The 15,375-nt window shown below is 54.7% G+C and carries 13 protein-coding genes; 5 read left to right on the top strand and 8 right to left on the bottom strand.

All coding sequences use genetic code 11. From position 1 onward, the window contains the following. Positions 1 to 14: 14 nt before the first annotated feature. Positions 15 to 1,184, top strand: coding sequence for an FAD-dependent monooxygenase (locus J4G78_RS07850; protein ID WP_207989876.1), 1,170 nt, complete (start codon positions 15 to 17; stop codon positions 1,182 to 1,184). Between the two features lie 2 nt (positions 1,185 to 1,186). On the opposite strand, the gene J4G78_RS07845 is transcribed toward J4G78_RS07850, so the two are convergent. Both J4G78_RS07845 and J4G78_RS07840 read right to left on the bottom strand, forming a co-directional pair. Then, complete coding sequence (locus J4G78_RS07845) at positions 1,187 to 2,278, bottom strand: class I SAM-dependent methyltransferase (RefSeq protein WP_207989874.1); 1,092 nt, start codon at positions 2,276 to 2,278, stop codon at positions 1,187 to 1,189. Positions 2,279 to 2,291: 13 nt separating this feature from the next. Then, complete coding sequence (locus J4G78_RS07840; RefSeq protein WP_207989872.1) at positions 2,292 to 2,630, bottom strand: hypothetical protein; 339 nt, start codon at positions 2,628 to 2,630, stop codon at positions 2,292 to 2,294. A 139-nt stretch (positions 2,631 to 2,769) separates the two neighbouring features. On the opposite strand from J4G78_RS07840, the gene J4G78_RS07835 reads away from it, so the two are divergent. From J4G78_RS07835 to J4G78_RS07820, 4 genes are read left to right on the top strand one after another with little or no spacing between them, the layout of a single operon-like run. After that, entirely contained in the window at positions 2,770 to 4,674 is a 1,905-nt protein-coding gene (locus tag J4G78_RS07835; RefSeq protein WP_243457272.1) for an AMP-binding protein, read from the top strand. Continuing rightward, positions 4,671 to 5,531 carry an isocitrate lyase/PEP mutase family protein gene (locus tag J4G78_RS07830; protein ID WP_207989870.1) on the top strand — a complete coding sequence of 287 codons (861 nt, stop codon included), beginning with the start codon at positions 4,671 to 4,673 and terminating at the stop codon, positions 5,529 to 5,531. Before J4G78_RS07835 ends, J4G78_RS07830 begins: the two co-directional genes overlap by 4 nt. Next, the gene (locus J4G78_RS07825; protein ID WP_207989868.1) at positions 5,518 to 6,630 is read left to right on the top strand and encodes an alcohol dehydrogenase catalytic domain-containing protein; all 1,113 of its coding nucleotides are present in this window, start codon (positions 5,518 to 5,520) and stop codon (positions 6,628 to 6,630) included. The genes J4G78_RS07830 and J4G78_RS07825 overlap by 14 nt, the downstream gene beginning before the upstream one ends. Continuing rightward, positions 6,627 to 8,042 (top strand): FAD-dependent oxidoreductase, encoded by a 1,416-nt coding sequence (locus tag J4G78_RS07820; RefSeq protein ID WP_243457271.1) that lies wholly within the window; start codon positions 6,627 to 6,629, stop codon positions 8,040 to 8,042. The genes J4G78_RS07825 and J4G78_RS07820 overlap by 4 nt, the downstream gene beginning before the upstream one ends. Here the strand turns inward: J4G78_RS07820 and J4G78_RS07815 are convergent. From J4G78_RS07815 to J4G78_RS07790, 6 genes are all read right to left on the bottom strand, one after another. Then, positions 8,039 to 8,836 carry an IclR family transcriptional regulator domain-containing protein gene (locus J4G78_RS07815; RefSeq protein ID WP_207989866.1) on the bottom strand — a complete coding sequence of 266 codons (798 nt, stop codon included), beginning with the start codon at positions 8,834 to 8,836 and terminating at the stop codon, positions 8,039 to 8,041. The genes J4G78_RS07820 and J4G78_RS07815 overlap by 4 nt on opposite strands. A gap of 86 nt (positions 8,837 to 8,922) precedes the next feature. Then, complete coding sequence (locus J4G78_RS07810; RefSeq protein WP_207989864.1) at positions 8,923 to 10,527, bottom strand: GMC family oxidoreductase; 1,605 nt, start codon at positions 10,525 to 10,527, stop codon at positions 8,923 to 8,925. A gap of 81 nt (positions 10,528 to 10,608) precedes the next feature. Then, complete coding sequence (locus tag J4G78_RS07805; protein WP_207989862.1) at positions 10,609 to 11,262, bottom strand: class I SAM-dependent methyltransferase; 654 nt, start codon at positions 11,260 to 11,262, stop codon at positions 10,609 to 10,611. A 296-nt stretch (positions 11,263 to 11,558) separates the two neighbouring features. Continuing rightward, complete coding sequence (locus J4G78_RS07800; RefSeq protein ID WP_207989860.1) at positions 11,559 to 12,386, bottom strand: YncE family protein; 828 nt, start codon at positions 12,384 to 12,386, stop codon at positions 11,559 to 11,561. Further along, on the bottom strand, positions 12,380 to 14,932 hold the full coding sequence (locus J4G78_RS07795) for a TonB-dependent receptor (RefSeq protein WP_207989858.1): 2,553 nt from the start codon (positions 14,930 to 14,932) through the stop codon (positions 12,380 to 12,382). Before J4G78_RS07795 ends, J4G78_RS07800 begins: the two co-directional genes overlap by 7 nt. A 105-nt stretch (positions 14,933 to 15,037) precedes the next feature. Further along, on the bottom strand, positions 15,038 to 15,307 hold the full coding sequence (locus J4G78_RS07790; RefSeq protein ID WP_207989856.1) for a site-specific integrase: 270 nt from the start codon (positions 15,305 to 15,307) through the stop codon (positions 15,038 to 15,040). Positions 15,308 to 15,375: the final 68 nt, after the last annotated feature.

Below are 15,375 nucleotides of genomic sequence, written 5' to 3'. Positions count from 1 at the left end.
TGAACCAAAGACGCATGATTGATGCAAACACCAAAATTGCGATTGTTGGCGGCGGTATTGGGGGATTGGTGGCCGGTATCGCGCTTCAGAAAGCTGGATTTAATCCAGTCATATATGAACGTGCGCCGGAATTTGGCGAAGTGGGGGCAGGTATTTCCATCTCACCCAATGCGACGCTCGGTTTGGAATCTCTCGGCTTCACTGATTATTTGAACGCCAATGCCAATGAGCCCCTGGAACAGCGACTATATCATGGCGAGACCGGAGAATTGCTCAAGACTTTTGATCGCCGCGATTGCCGAGAGACATATAAAGCGGCCTATTGTCAGCTACACCGAGCTGACCTGCTCAATATGCTGATAGATGCTTTTGGCCGAAGCAATTGCGCAATGAATCATGCGCTTGCCGCAATCGACAGTCGTGCAGATGGCGTTACGCTGACTTTTGAGGATGGCAGCATCGCCGAAGCCGATGTTGTGATCGCCGCCGATGGGTTGCGGTCGATCATCCGGGACAGCTTGTTCGACTCCGACCCACCGGAATTTAGCGGGCATGTGGCATGGCGCGCGCTGGTGCCAGCAGAGAAGCTGGGGCCAAAATCCGTTGATCGACTGAATATCAATCATTTGGGCACGGGGCGGAATATTGTCAGCTATCCGGTGCGCGGGAGCGAGCTCGTCAATATTGTCGCGCTGACCAAGGCTGAAGCCTGGGCTGAAGAAAGCTGGAACGCAAAGGCGGAGAAGAGCGAGCTGGCGGCGCATTACGAAGGCTGGGCAGATTATGTGATGGAGCTGTTGGAGGCGATACCCGGTGATGAATTATATCGCTGGGGTCTGTTCATTCGCAAACCGCTTGAGAACTGGGTGAGCGGGCGCACCGCTTTGTTGGGCGACGCTGCTCATCCGATGCTGCCTTATATGGGGCAGGGTGCATCCTGCGCGATTGAAGACGGGGTCATTCTTGGGCGTGCTTTTGCCGCTGCGAAAACAGTGGATGAAGCGCTCAAAATCTATGCCGATAGCCGGATAGAACGCGCTTCCCTCTTGCAATCCGAATCCAATCTGGGTGGCGAGCGGTTGCAAACTATTGATCCCTACGCCTTTCGGAATACCCCGATCAAGAATGAGGACGCATTGGGTATTTTCGCCTATGATCCCGCCACCGTACCTTTGGTCAAATAGCGTCAGGCCGGTTTGGTTGCGATCAGGGATTGCAGGAAATCATTGGAAACTGCAGGTCCCGGTTTCACTTCGAAACCGGCTGCTTCCAATATCCCCTTGAAATCGCTTGCCACAAAAGCGGGTGAATAAGGTTCGCAATTATCACGGCTGTCATTGTCGATCATGAAGCGATAGCCGGCGGGCACCTGGCCTTTGTCGTTATTGGGAAATTCAAAGATCGAAAACACACCGCCGGGTCGTATGATCCGGAATAGCTCGGAGATAATTTCTTTCATCTTTTTGACCGGCACTTCATGGAACAGGATATAGGCCAGCACCATATCGAAATGGTCATCGGGATAGCCGCTATCTTCCGCGAGCGCCTGCTTGAAATGAACATCCTTGCCACGTTGAACAGCGCGCATGTGGGCATAGCGGATAAGTGGCAGGCCCACGTCAAGACCCCAGACTTCTGCGTCCGGATAAAGATCTTTCAAGACCGTTGTGGACTGTCCGATGCTGCAGCCTACATCCAGAATGCGCTCGATTTTTTCGTCGGCAGGCTTGGTCGTTTTCTCGGCATGCTCGGTATGCATCTCGTCCTGGTCATTAAAACCTTCGTAGAAAATTTTGGTGCCGTAATGAAAAACAGCGCCGCCCAATGGATCATCGGTGTAGCCGCCCGGCTGACAATGAATTTCGCAACGGGTATAAGCAGGTGGTTCGAACGATGGATTATAGTGGATATTGTCCGGATGCGATTTTTCTGCCGCGTCCATGTCGGCCATGATCTTGTCTGCATTGCGAAAAAAACTGGCCCTTGTGCCGCGCCACATCATCTCCTGCTGCGAGCGGACAAAACGTTGCCAGGTTGGCGTGAACGGGACTTTGGCAAAAACCTTCTTTATCTCGTCAAGAGGGAGTTCCGAACCATCGTCGGGCTTTTCCACTTCACCAGTTTCGAAGGCTTTTTCCAAGGCTGCTTCGCCGTTCGCCGACATGACAGGAAAGCCTTTTTGAATAGCGAATTTGCGAAAGCTGGTTACAAATTCAAGATAGCTTTCATCTGCCAGTTTCGTCGGGCGGGGCAGTACACCAATATTTCCGCGGTCCATATTCAAGCTCCTGTCAAATCTTCACTTTATCAGCCAAATCGCTGGTCGGACGGCGCAGAAACGCACCGAAAATGCGTTCTACAAAAGCATCCCGCTCCGCCGTTCGGGCGGCAATCTCCGCCTCGTCAGGTAAATGGGCCTCAATTTCCTCGCTCACGTCAATGCCTTTGGCAGCGAGGATTTTTTCCAGCACAATCACCCGGTCATGATGGGTCCAGACGGTCGCCGAGAGTTCCAGCAAGGCGTCCAGCATATTGTCGATGACGACATTATCAAAATAGACCCGTCCATTGCCGCCAATTTCATCACCAAGTTCTTTCGGAACCTCCATTTTCCGGGACTCATCATTCATGTTTCATATCCTGATTCTTTACGTTTCCAATATGTAGCAAATGTGCAGATAATCGAAGCAAGTCTCGCATAATATCCGCGTAATGGATAGGCGTTAGGGATATGCGCCCCTGACAGATAAAATCGGCGAAGGAGAGACAATGAACCAAAACCGGATGAGATACGCGCAGTTAAGCGCCTTCGCCGCTGATGAGCCGGACAGATTCTGGGTAGAAGTAGCGGACAAATTGGCATGGACCAAGCGCTGGGACAAGGTGCTGGGCGATGGCCAGGGACCTATCCCGCGCTGGTTCATTGGCGGCGAACTCAACGCCTGCCATAATTGCGTCGACCGGCATGTTGACGATGGCTTTGGCGATCAGGTCGCTATCCAATATGAAAGTGCTGTAACGCAGATATCTCGCAGCCTCACCTTTGCCGAATTGAAAGATGCGACGGCCCGGCTGGGCGGCGCCATGCGAGCCCGCGGTGTTGCGAAAGGCGATCGTATCATCATCTACATGCCCAACTCCCCGGAGGCGGTAATCGCCATGCTCGCCTGCGCGCGCATCGGCGCGATCCATTCTGTTGTTTTTGGAGGATTTGCGGCCAAGGAACTGGCGGCGCGGATCGATGATGCAACGCCAAAACTGGTTATTGCTGCCAGTTGCGGGATTGAGGGGGCAAAGGTGCTGCCTTATCAACCGATGCTGGAAGAGGCCTATGCGATTGCCGATCACAGGATCGAAGCGACTATATATTGGCAGCGGGAGCAAGCGCCAGCAGATATAGGTAAGACGGATGCTGTGGACTGGGCCGATGAAATCGCGAATGCTGAACCCGCCCCATGCGAGCCGGTCAAAGCGACTGACCCGCTTTACATATTATACACATCCGGCACGACCGGGCAGCCCAAGGGCATTGTTCGGGACACGGGCGGGTATCTCGCTGCGCTCGCTTGGACGATGGAAGGCATTTACAATTGCCCGCCCGGTTCAACCTATTGGGCGGCCAGCGACGTTGGTTGGGTCGTAGGGCATAGCTATATTGTGTACGGCCCGCTTTTGAACCGCAACACGACTGTGGTCTTTGAAGGCAAACCTGTCGGCACCCCGGATGCTGGCATATTCTGGTCGATCATGGCGAAGCACAAGGTGCGCAGTTTCTTTACCGCACCGACAGCCATCCGGGCGATCAAGCAAGTGGATCCTGAAGGTGCACTAGCAGCGGGGCACGATCTTTCGAGCCTGAAAGCCGTCTATCTGGCGGGTGAGCGGACTGATCCTAGCACATTGGAATGGACCGAGAAGCTATTGAGCAAGCCAGTGGTCGACCATTGGTGGCAGACCGAGACGGGTTGGGCGATTTGCGCCAATCCCTTGGGGGTCGAAGAGTTACCAACCAAAGCCGGTTCGACAAGCGTTCCGATGCCGGGGTGGGATATCGCATGTCTGGATGAAGACGGTGTACCGGTTGCTGCCAATGAAACCGGTGCCATTGTTGCTAGGCTACCGCTTCCCCCTGGCGCTGCACCGACGCTCTGGAAGGCGGAAGAACGCTATGTCGAAGCCTATCTTGAACGCTATGTAGGCTATTATCTGTCCGGCGATGCCGGTTATATTGATGAAGACGGTTTCGTCTATGTGATGACACGCACGGATGATGTGATCAATGTCGCGGGGCACCGGCTATCCTCCTCTGCGATTGAAGAGGTTCTGGCAGCCAATCCATCGGTTGCAGAATGTGCTGTAGTCGGAATCCATGATGACTTGAAGGGCCAGATACCAGCTGGTTTCGTAGTCTTGAAGGCCGGGGAGCAGAGCGATTCCGGGTTATTGCAGCAACAGCTGGTTCTGGACGTGCGCACGGCAATTGGACCGGTTGCAGCCTTTAAACAGGTCCATATCGTCAGCAAGTTGCCGAAGACGCGCTCCGGTAAAATCTTGCGCCGCAATATCAGGCAGATTGCCGACAGGGAAGAGGCTACAATTCCCGCAACTATAGAGGATAGAGCCGTGCTGGAGGAATATTATAAACTGTTTGAGTATGAATCGGGCGCGGTATGAGCGGTACCGAGCTTCGCGCGAAAATGGCTGGTGATCAGATAATCGCAGCGCCGGGAATCTATGATCATATGAGCCTTTTAATGGCTAACGAAGTCGGTTTTGACGCGCATTATGCCTCTGGCTATTGGGGGACGGCCTCTGCCATGGGTGAACCCGATGTTGGCATTGCTGGCTATAGCGATTTCATTCGGATTTTTGGGGCTTTTGCGGCCAAAAGCAAAGCGCCAGTCATTGCGGATGCGGACACCGGTTTCGGCGGCATTGCCAATTTGGCCCATGCCGTAAAAGGGTATCAAAAGGCCGGTATCGCGGCGATCCAGATTGAGGATCAGGGCTTTCCCAAAATATGCGGGCATGTAGGGCAGGCGGTTTCAGTCGACGCCGAGGAGATGATCGCGCGCATGAAAGTCGCTGTCGAAGCTCGTGGTGAGGGGGATATACTGATTATTGCGCGCAGCGATGCCAGGCGGACAGAAGGTCTGGACGCTACCATTGACCGGCTTGATAAATATGCAGAAAACGGAGCAGACATATTGTTTCTGGAGGCCCCGCAAAGCCTGGAAGAAATCGAACAAGCGGCCAGTCGATTGAATAAACCTGTTCTGGTCAACGCGGCTCATGGCGGCTTTACGCCTGTTCTGCCTCCGACGGATTATCAAAAGCTTGGTGTGAAATTTGTCATCTATCCGGCCGGAGCACCACTGGCGGCGGCGCAGGCTGCGCGAAATTTCTACGCGGGTTTGAAGGCGGGCGATGCCAATGGAGAAGGTGCGGGAAATTTTGACTTCGGCGAGATGTCACGTTTGCTAGGCATTGATGATGTCGTCGCGCTGCAGAAACGACATGATCGTGCCTAGAGAGATTCAAGCCGCCGTATCGGCCGGAGACGGCGCATTGCCAGTTATCGAGCCGCTATTGCTCGACGACCCGCTGCCGGATGAATTGGTCATAGCCGTTCAGGCCGCGGCCATTTGTCATACGGATATCGGGATATCCCAATGGTCGGAAACGCCGCGTGTTTTTGGCCATGAAGGCGCTGGGATTGTGGTCGCGATCGGAAGCGATATTAGTCGTTTCCAGATTGGTGACCGTGTCATCGCGACCTTTGGATCCTGCGGCCAGTGCCGCAATTGCAACGACGATCACCCGGCTTATTGCTTCGACAACATCGCGCTGAATATCGAAGGTCTGCGCAGCCGCCCGGCGCTTATGCGGCCTGATGGCACCGAAATTGGCGGTGCTTTTTTCCAGCAAAGCAGTTTTGCCACGCACGCACTGGTGACTGAACGCAATGCCGTTGCGATACCCGATGATATGGATTTTGCCACAGCCGCGCCCTTGGGTTGCGGCATACAAACCGGTGTCGGAGCGGTTATCAACAATTTTGCCGCTGAAGCAGGCCGTCCGTTACTGGTGATAGGGTGCGGAGCTGTCGGACTGTCGGCGATAATGGCCGGCAAGATTGCCGGTTGCTCGCCAATTATCGCCAGTGATATTCAGGCGGATCGGTTGCATCATGCTGAAAAATATGGCGCGGATATTCTGGTGAAGGGCGATGATCCCGATCTTATTGCCAAGGTGCGGGAAGCATCAGGTGGCGGGGTCTCTTATGCACTGGATGCCGCGGGATCACAGACAACTTTTGAGGCCGGGATCGCATGTCTGCATCCCGGCGGCAATTTTGGTATATTGACCATTCCTGGCGGCTTTGAGGATCCCGTTCCGCATCCTGGTGGCCTTTCTTTCATGACGACTACGATGACTGGAATTATCGAGGGTGACAGTGTCCCGGATCGCCTTATTCCGTGGATGATTGAACAGCATCGCGCCGGCAATCTGCCCTATGATGAACTGATCACACACTATCCCTTTGAAGAGATAGCGACCGCGTTTGAAGCACAGCGCAGCGGTGCGGTCATTAAACCCGTTCTGATATTTGAAGAGATATCCCCATGAGCAAGATCGAGATTATTCGCGCGGAGACTATCGAAACCATAATGGACATCCCGGTGGTCATTGTCGGCGGCGGCGGCACAGGCCTGTGCGCGGCACTGGCGGTCAGGGATGCTGGGGTGGACGTTCTGGTGATTGAACGGGATCGCCAGCCACTTGGCACAACGTCCATGTCCACCGGCCTTATTCCTGCCGCTGGTAGCAAAGCACAAATGGCCAAGAGCGTTGAAGACAGTCCGGAAATTTTTGCGCAAGATATCATCGCAAAGACCAAAGGGAAAGTGGACCAGACGCTGGTCCATCATTTGACGGAACAGTCCGCGCGAACGATCGACTGGTTGATGGAAGATCATGATATTGGCCTTAGTCTGGTGGAAGGCTTTACCTATCCGGGCCACAGCGCTCTCAGAATGCACGGGATGCCAAGCCGGTCCGGTGGAGAGTTAATGGGAGCATTGGCCGCAGCATGTGAGACGGCTGGCGTGGATATATTAACCGATGCAACGGTTGATAGGCTGTATGTGAATGAAAGTGAGCGTATAATCGCCGTTGGCGCAACGCGTCCTGACGGCGGGCAAGATGTTATCGGCTGTAACGCCCTGATACTCGCTTGTTGCGGGTTTGCCGGCAATCAGGAGATGGTGGCAGAACTGATTCCTGAACTCGAACATGCAACCTTCCACGGCCATCCTGGCAACAAGGGGCATGCGGTAGCATGGGGTGAAAAACTGGGCGCCAGCATGGTTGATATGAGCGCCTATCAGGGGCATGCCGGACTGGCGGCCGGCTATGGCATACCCATATTGTGGCCACTCATTGCCGAAGGCGGTATACAGGTTAACCGCGCAGGAAGCCGGTTTTCCAATGAAGCGGCGGGTTATTCGGAACAGGCGGTCAAGGTTCTGGAGCAGGACGGACATGTTGCGTGGAGCATCTATGATGAAACCCGGCACCGCATCATGGAACAATTTGATGATTATCAGCAGGCCAAGTCGGCTGGATGCCTTATAAAAGCGGACACGCTGGAGAAACTGGCTGAACAGGCTGGTATCGCGATCGAGGGTCTGAAGGCGAGTGTGGCTGGGACATGGGCTTTGGCGGAAAGCGGCGAACAGGATCAATTTGGCCGAAGCTTTGCGGGCAAAGAGAAGCTGGCTCCGCCTTTTTACGCCGTGCGGGTAACAGGCGCGTTGTTTCATACGCAAGGCGGTCTCGAAGTGGATCAAGATGCCCGAGTTTTAAAGCCGGATGGAACAGCGTTTCCCAATCTTTATGCGGGCGGCGGTGCGGCACGCGGGATTTCCGGCCCCGGTGCCGATGGCTATATGGCCGGAAACGGTCTGATGACGGCGACCACCTTGGGGCGCTTGGCTGGCCAACATGCAGCGCAATCAAACAAGGCGGATGTCAGCTAGTCGGCGGATGAGCCGCTTTTTTCAAGGCTTTCGGTTATTTGTGATGCTGTCTCCTGCATCGCCTTCAGGAACGTTGCCGTCGCTTCATCCGCTTTCAATGCTGAGGCAAAATAGATAATTGCCAGAGAGCCAAGTATATCACCATCCGGACCATTGACCGGTACAGCTAGTGATGACGTTTTTCCCGGTTCTTCGTTGTAAAAATTACGCATCTGGTGCGCATAGCCATCTTCGCGGATTTTGTTCAGCACCACATCATCCGACACCAGAAGCAACCCCATTTTAGAGGTCTCATTGTCCGTTGCTTTCCATGCTTCCACAATCGTTTGACGTTCTTCATCGGAACAATGGGCAAGATATGATTTGCCAGTCGCACACTCGGCAATCGGTAAAGTATATCCTGGATAATAGTTGGTGAAGGTGAGCGATGTCATCTTATGTGTGGAATCAAGCACCATCATTCTTGTACCCACGCGCGTGGCCAATGATACCGGCCAACTAAATTTGCGGCACAGCTCTTCAAGATGCGGGCGGGCAACCGCCACCAGTTGATCCTCGGATTGAAATCCGGTGGCCAATGTTTGCACCAGCGATGTGACGCGATAACGTTTCCGGGCCGGCTCACGTTCAATCAAGCCTTCGTGCAAAAAGGTCTGCACAATCCGGCATGCGGTAGGGTAAGGAATATTGGCGCTTTTCGAGATATTCATCATTGTGATCGGGCCATCGCGATTGACAGCAGACAGCACCGCTATGCCGCGAGTAATTGCTCTGATGGGTACGCCGCGTTCCATATACGTGTCTTTCTATCCGTCAGGCGGATAACTAAGCCTATTTATACATTTATCGCAACCCATTTTGTGGCGTGGTTTTGTGCGTTTCATACCGGTCGGTGTTCTTGCAATATCATCTCCGCGCCTTTCTCGGCGATCATCATTGTGGCGGCGTTGGTATGGGCGCTGATCAGTTGAGGCATGATCGATGCGTCGATCACCCGCAGCTTCTCGATGCCCCTCACTTTGAGTTTCTCGTTCACCACTGCCATCGAACCCTGACCCATTTTACAAGTTCCGACCAGATGGTTTCCGCCAAAGACAGCACCGCGAATGTAATCTTCCATTTCGGCGTCCGACTTGACTGCTTCACCCGGCAAGTTTTCCCGCACCACATACTGGCCGAATTGCGAGGTAGAATAGACTTTCCTCACCATCCGGCAGCATTCCAGAATCAGCCGCATATCTTCTGCACTTTCGAGCATGTCGTGCCGGATGATCGGAGGCATGGCCGGGTCGTTGGAACGCAGGAGAACTTCACCCTTGCTTTCCGGGCGGCAAAGGCTCACAATCAGGTTTACGCCCGGCAATGCTGCAGGTTTCGGGCCTTTTTCGGTCCATTTGAAATCATGTGGGGCAAACAGAATTTCGAGATCGGGACGTCCCTTCAGGTCGCGTGAATTATAAAATGCCGCTGCTTGAGAATAGGGACTTGTTGCCGGACCAGTCCCGAAAACGAACCACCGTGCAAGATGCGCTGCCATTTTGAGAGGGTTACGAGCATCGATATTATATGTCGGCACGTTCACTTCGGCGCTGATCCCGACATTGGGGTGTTCCTGCAGGTTTTGACCAACCCCGCCGAGGTCGTGGATCACATGAATACCGACGTCCTTCAGCGCTTTTGCCGGGCCAATGCCTGATACCATGAGGAGTTTGGGTGAGCCAATCGCACCGGCGCTCAGGATCACTTCGCGCCGGGCATAGGCCGTAACGCTGCGCCCTTCGCGAATATAGCGCACGCCCTTGCAGACCCCCTCATCGATAATCATCTGTGTGCATTGCGCGTCGGTAAGGATCGTGAGGTTGCTTCTATTCCGCACAGGGGAGAGATACGCATCGGCGGCGCTTTGTCTCCGGCCATTGCGTTGCGTCACCTGAACAAGTGAAACGCCCGATCCGTGAATCCCGTTATAATCCTCTACCCTCTCGATGCCGCATTCCTCGACCGCATCCACAAAGCTTTGAGCAAGCGGGTGGACCTCCCGAAGCCTGGAAATGGTCAGAGGGCCGTTTTTGCCGCGCGTCGTGGCAGACCCGATTTCGGAGTTCTCAATCGCTCGAAAATAGGGTTCGACATCGGCATAGCCCCAGCCTTCGTTGCCCAATGCTGCCCAACCATCATAGTCTTGCGGCTGGCCGCGGGTGTAGAACAGGCCGTTAATGGCGCTGCTTCCGCCAAGTCCTCGCCCGCTGGGCCAGCTGTCGGGACGGCCCTGCCGGCTTTGGTCCGGTTCGACCGGATAGCCCCAGCTATATTTTGGCATTGCGATTGCAGTCGCCATGGCGGCTGGTATTGATAAGACGGGTGATTTGTTCCGCCCGCCAGCTTCAATCAGCAGAACCTTGAACTTGCCGTTGCTCGACAGTCGGTTCGCAAGCACCGCTCCGGCTGAGCCAGCACCGACGATAATGAAATCACACTCTGTCACGCCAGATCTTCTGGCATTAAAAGCTCGCCTTGGCATATTGCAAAGATATCGGCTGGCTGGTTTTTTGGTTCATCCGCAAGCCTATTTCCATGCGCCAAATGCATGCCATGCCGCGGCGCGGCCATGATCTTCGGTTTCACCGCTATCTGCCGTTGCAGGGAACACCTCTCGATCAACCACGGCTTTAACGTGCGCTTCAAACAGCGAGTCAGCATCAAATCCAGCGTCAGTCATGGCAGCGTTGAGATCAATCGCGTGCATGGAGGACCAGAATGGCTCATTGTTGTTGAACGCATCCCAGTCTCGAATAAATTGCTCATAGAGCGGCATCGCATCGGTATAGGCTGGCTGCTCAAGATGGAACATCAATCCGCCTTTGGCCAGCGTCCGATAACCTTCGTTGATTATCTTAGGGAGTGCGGTACCACTGGTCTCGTGCAGGAAGATGGTTGTTTGAACCCAGTCAAAATATTCGTCCGGCCAGCGGGATAAATCTTCGGCATTATGCTGAATGAAAGTGATATTATCAGCACCCAGCGCTTTGGCTCTGGCATGACCATAGCGCAATACGGGCGCATCAAAGCAAGCTTTTTTCATAAGGAAGCTAGCGCGAGCACGATCGATTCCCGTCACATCTGCATTGATGGGTTCAATTGGCTTTTTATATGCATGGGTCGCAGTCGACCCTAGCGTGGCGGAAAGAGCGCTCGCTGCCATGAAGGTTCTTCTGTCCATTTGTTTTCGTCCGTATATTTGTCGCCAACTGATAGAGGCTTAGTTGCGCAAGACGATTAACACAAAACAAGATACTGGCTTAGTCGACAGGTGGGAACTAGCAATTTCGCTCGCAAGCCAAATATCACCGATCCTTTGTCTGTAGCATCGCGAAAGCGGAAGCTGAGATTGCGTTTTTATATCCCGGCCAACCTAAGAAAAAGACCCTGCGATGGACTAAGGTTGGTTTTTGCGCCGAAAGCGGAGATTACAAGAATACTGCTTTCTCAATTTTTTACCCCAATCGCGCATAAATATCACTGTACGATGCTGGCGACCAGTTTCTCATTCATTCTGCTAATCGACCACAAGCGATTGGGCACCACAGGGTCCCAGTCTATCGCCTGACCGCGGGTGCGGATGGGTATGGTTTTGACGAGCTCCAGCACCGATCCGGCTTGCGGCAATTTCAGCGCATAAAGCTCTGGCCGGTCATGGCCGGATACGTAGAGCACGCCGTTCATGCCCCAACTCGCGCCCGAACAGCTTTTCGGCGCGAATTTCGCCAGCACGTCCGGTGGGAAAGTCCACGCCTGTTCCTGCTGAAAATTTTCGTTCATCTGCACCAGCAATGTGTGGCGATGGTCGCGGGTCGGGTCGCCGCCCTTGCCATCATAATTGGCGAAGACCGCCCACCATTTGCTGCCCCGATATTCCATCGCGGTCAGCGATCCAGGACCAAGACCCAGGCTGACCGTGCGGACATGGCGCAGCGTGGCGGTGTCAAAAAACTCTACTGCGCTGGTCTGCGGCACGGCGGGATAGTTGGACGCGGCGCAGGCCAGTTCGCTGCCGACAATCGTGCAGCTGTTCATATGGGGGAACAGCGCCTTGTCACCCTCCCAGCTCGCGACTTTTTCGCCCGTGTCGATGCGATATTTGCCGATCCGGTTGTTATCGAGCGCATAGACATGGGTGCCGTCAGAGGCAACGCCCTGCCGCGCCTCCACTGCGTCAATCTGCCGGGCAATCGGGGCGGCATCGGCGGCTATCGGTATGTCTTCCTGCGCCATCCCGATCTCCGCTGCCCCGATCACGAACAGAGCAGCCAAAAGACCGGCCAACAGGCTGAACAGTCTTACCATCGGACTGACACGCCGGCATAATAGGTCCGCCCATAGCGTTCCTGCTGGATCACCCGGTCACGAAAATCCTCACCCTGATATTGCCGGGTGGGTTCGTCAGTCAGGTTCTTGCCCTCGGCAAAGATGCGGATATTGTCGGTCACATCAAAAGCGATTTTTGCATCCAGCCGCCTCAGGTCATCATTATATTCGTCCGTCACCGGCGCGCCGCTGATCCCGATGGGCGCGCGGCCGGTATGATTATAGGCGACAGAGGCTTCGACCGGGCCTTTCTGATAGAAAAGCTGCGCGCCCCACAGCAGGTCGGACTGTTCCGGAAAGCCGCCATTTTTCCGGTCCGGCACGCGCAGGTTTGAGTCGATGAACGTGACGTTGAGATTGACGCCAAGCCCGGAAAGCAGGCCGGGGAGCATCGTGAACTGCTGCTGATAGGCCGCTTCCAGACCAATGATATCACCCTGCTCGGCATTTTGCGGCTGGCTGAACCGCAGGATATCATAATCCCGCCCGGCAAAGCTGGTGTCGAACAGGGTGAGCGTTTCGGTGAAGATCGGATTGTCGATAAATTTCGCAAAAGCGCCGAGCGAGAGCAGACCGCCGGGCGCGAAATACCATTCGGCCGTCATGTCGAAGGAATCGGCGACAAACGGGTCGAGGTCAGCATTGCCCAGGCTGGCGCTGCCTTCGACAATGCCGGTGTCGGAAAGATCAAATGAAATGGCCCCGCCCGGCGATAAGTCGGCATATTGCGGCCGCCCGATGCTGCGCGAATAGGCGGCGCGAAAAATGACGTCATCGGCCGGGCTGATCCGCACGACTATGCTCGGTAGGAAATCGGTATAGCGCTTGCGCTCCGTCGCGGGGAGCACGGTGGTGGTTTCCTCATCCAGCCGGAAGCCGGTAATATCCAGTTCCGTGCGTTCCACCCTCAGGCCAGCGGTCACTGCAATTTCACCGAAATCGAGATTGGCCATCATATAGCCCGCATAGATATTCTCATCGAGGCTGAAATCATCCAGCGTGCCGTCTTCCAACGTGTCGCCGTCGTCGAAGACGAACAGCGGCCCATTGAGATTGGCATTCGTAAAATCCTGAATCAGGAATTCATCAATCACCGGCGTGATCCGGTAGCCGCGGCCGCTGCGCGGGAAGACGGTGACATCCGGGCCAGACAGGCCGTCAAGCGTGAAGCGGTTATCCGCATCGCCGCGGCCGTAATTGGCGGTCTCGGCATCAAAGCTCTTGTCGGTCAGCCGGATATTGGCCCCAAATTTCAGGAAGCTGTCCTCGCCCAGCGCCAGGTTCCGGGTGAAATCCAGCCGTCCCTGCCAGATATCCTCATCGCCGCTATCATCCTGCGCGGTGAAGCTGCGAAAACCGAGATCGGATGGCTCCAGAAAGCCATTATCCGGAATCACAGTGTAAAGCCGGTCGGAAAAATCAAGGCTGACTGGCCCCGGATTGCCGCGAAACTGCCAGCTCTGGTTCGGCTCTCGCACTTCATTGTGAACAAAGGCGGCCCCGTAATCGATGATCCAGTCGCTGCCAATCTCGCTGCTGCCGCCGGCCATGATAGCGAGCACGGATTTTTCCTTCTGTTCGAGACGCAGGTCAGAGCGCTGCTCGGTATCGGTGGCGCTGCCAGTCACGCCGCCGGGGTCCAGCACAGCGTCATCAAAGTCGATGCGCAGGCGCTGGCGATACTCGTCTTCCTTGAAGATCGAATAGATGCCGCGAATATACAGCTCCGTTGCTCCGCCGCGCCAGTCGAGCGAGCCGGACGCGCCGATGCGTTCGCGGTTGAGCCGGTAATCGGTATATTTGATATTGCTCGGCAGGGCGCCGCGCGCCGCTTCGGGCACTTCAAACCAGTCATCGGGGAAAAAGCCGAAACTGGTGAAAGTGCGGTCGGAATAGCTCGCGCCGAGCAATATGCCAAATTCCTCATCTGCGCCAAAGCGGCCGCCAATGGTGACATCCCCTTCAATCGGCTGACTGCCCTCACGCAGTTCCTGATAGCCGACCTTGCCATTGGCCGAGAAAATAAACGGCCGGTCGAAATCGAAGGCGGTCTGCGTGACGAGATTGATCGTGCCGCCAATCCCTTGCCCGAGCAGATCGGATGTTTTCACCTTGGACACCTCAATCCGGTTGAGCAATTGCCCGGAAATGACATCCAGCGGCAGGGCGCGGGTGTCGCCATCGGGATTGCCAAGCTCAAAGCCGTTCACGGTATAGCCGTTCAGCTCTGCGGGTACGCCCCGGATGGAAACGAAGCGCCCTTCGCCCTGATCATATTGCACGCCTACGCCGGGCAGCCGCTCGACCACTTCAGCGACATTATTATCGGGCAACTGGCCGATTTCGTCCGCGGACGCGACGTCAATAATGCCAAGCGCGCTTCGTTTTTCGGCAATCGCATTGGCTTGCTGCGCGCGTTGGCCGGTGACGACAATTTCATTATTGGCTGCGCTGCTTTGGGCAAAAGTTGGTTGCGAAATGACCAACGCCGACAAACTGGAAGTAATAAATACACATAGTCTCATAACACTGGGCTCCCTCAAGAAGAGAGATGCTAGCGTTCTTGAACGTCATTAATATGGATATCAGGGGATGGTTTGATGACAGTGAACTGACCTATTTGTTACAAGCTATGACAAGGAAAAGCGTACAGAATTTCCTATCAGGAAGATCCGCTTTTGCGCATAAATAGCGGTTGATCGCGGGTTGGCATGGCCAAGGATGGCACCGGTAAGCGCCATGGCTTCATTAGAGGAAATGGCAAGCGAGGCGAGGGTATGGCGCAGCAAAGCAGTCAGGGGTGTATAAAATCTTGCCTTGATCCCCTGATCTGCCGCCGCAACTGCAACTGCTTTCCTACATGCAGTGCCATTGCTATAGTGCGCACCATGCACATCCATCCAACCGAGATATTCCGCCTCCGTTCATCGCTGAAAATACTCGCTTCAACAGAATTTCAACCCCAAAA

This window comes from Parasphingorhabdus cellanae (assembly GCF_017498565.1).
Taxonomy (GTDB): domain Bacteria; phylum Pseudomonadota; class Alphaproteobacteria; order Sphingomonadales; family Sphingomonadaceae; genus Parasphingorhabdus; species Parasphingorhabdus cellanae.
The sequence above is the reverse complement of the archived record's forward strand: the minus strand, read 5'-3'. Positions and strand labels throughout refer to the sequence as shown.

Coding starts and splice junctions, on each gene's coding strand:
- J4G78_RS07850 (WP_207989876.1), top strand. CDS start 15: ATGATTGATGCAAACACCAAAATTGCGATTGTTGGCGGCGGTATTGGG.
- J4G78_RS07845 (WP_207989874.1), bottom strand. CDS start 2,278: ATGGACCGCGGAAATATTGGTGTACTGCCCCGCCCGACGAAACTGGCA.
- J4G78_RS07840 (WP_207989872.1), bottom strand. CDS start 2,630: ATGAATGATGAGTCCCGGAAAATGGAGGTTCCGAAAGAACTTGGTGAT.
- J4G78_RS07835 (WP_243457272.1), top strand. CDS start 2,770: ATGAACCAAAACCGGATGAGATACGCGCAGTTAAGCGCCTTCGCCGCT.
- J4G78_RS07830 (WP_207989870.1), top strand. CDS start 4,671: ATGAGCGGTACCGAGCTTCGCGCGAAAATGGCTGGTGATCAGATAATC.
- J4G78_RS07825 (WP_207989868.1), top strand. CDS start 5,518: ATGATCGTGCCTAGAGAGATTCAAGCCGCCGTATCGGCCGGAGACGGC.
- J4G78_RS07820 (WP_243457271.1), top strand. CDS start 6,627: ATGAGCAAGATCGAGATTATTCGCGCGGAGACTATCGAAACCATAATG.
- J4G78_RS07815 (WP_207989866.1), bottom strand. CDS start 8,836: ATGGAACGCGGCGTACCCATCAGAGCAATTACTCGCGGCATAGCGGTG.
- J4G78_RS07805 (WP_207989862.1), bottom strand. CDS start 11,262: ATGGACAGAAGAACCTTCATGGCAGCGAGCGCTCTTTCCGCCACGCTA.
- J4G78_RS07800 (WP_207989860.1), bottom strand. CDS start 12,386: ATGGTAAGACTGTTCAGCCTGTTGGCCGGTCTTTTGGCTGCTCTGTTC.
- J4G78_RS07795 (WP_207989858.1), bottom strand. CDS start 14,932: ATGAGACTATGTGTATTTATTACTTCCAGTTTGTCGGCGTTGGTCATT.
- J4G78_RS07790 (WP_207989856.1), bottom strand. CDS start 15,307: ATGGATGTGCATGGTGCGCACTATAGCAATGGCACTGCATGTAGGAAA.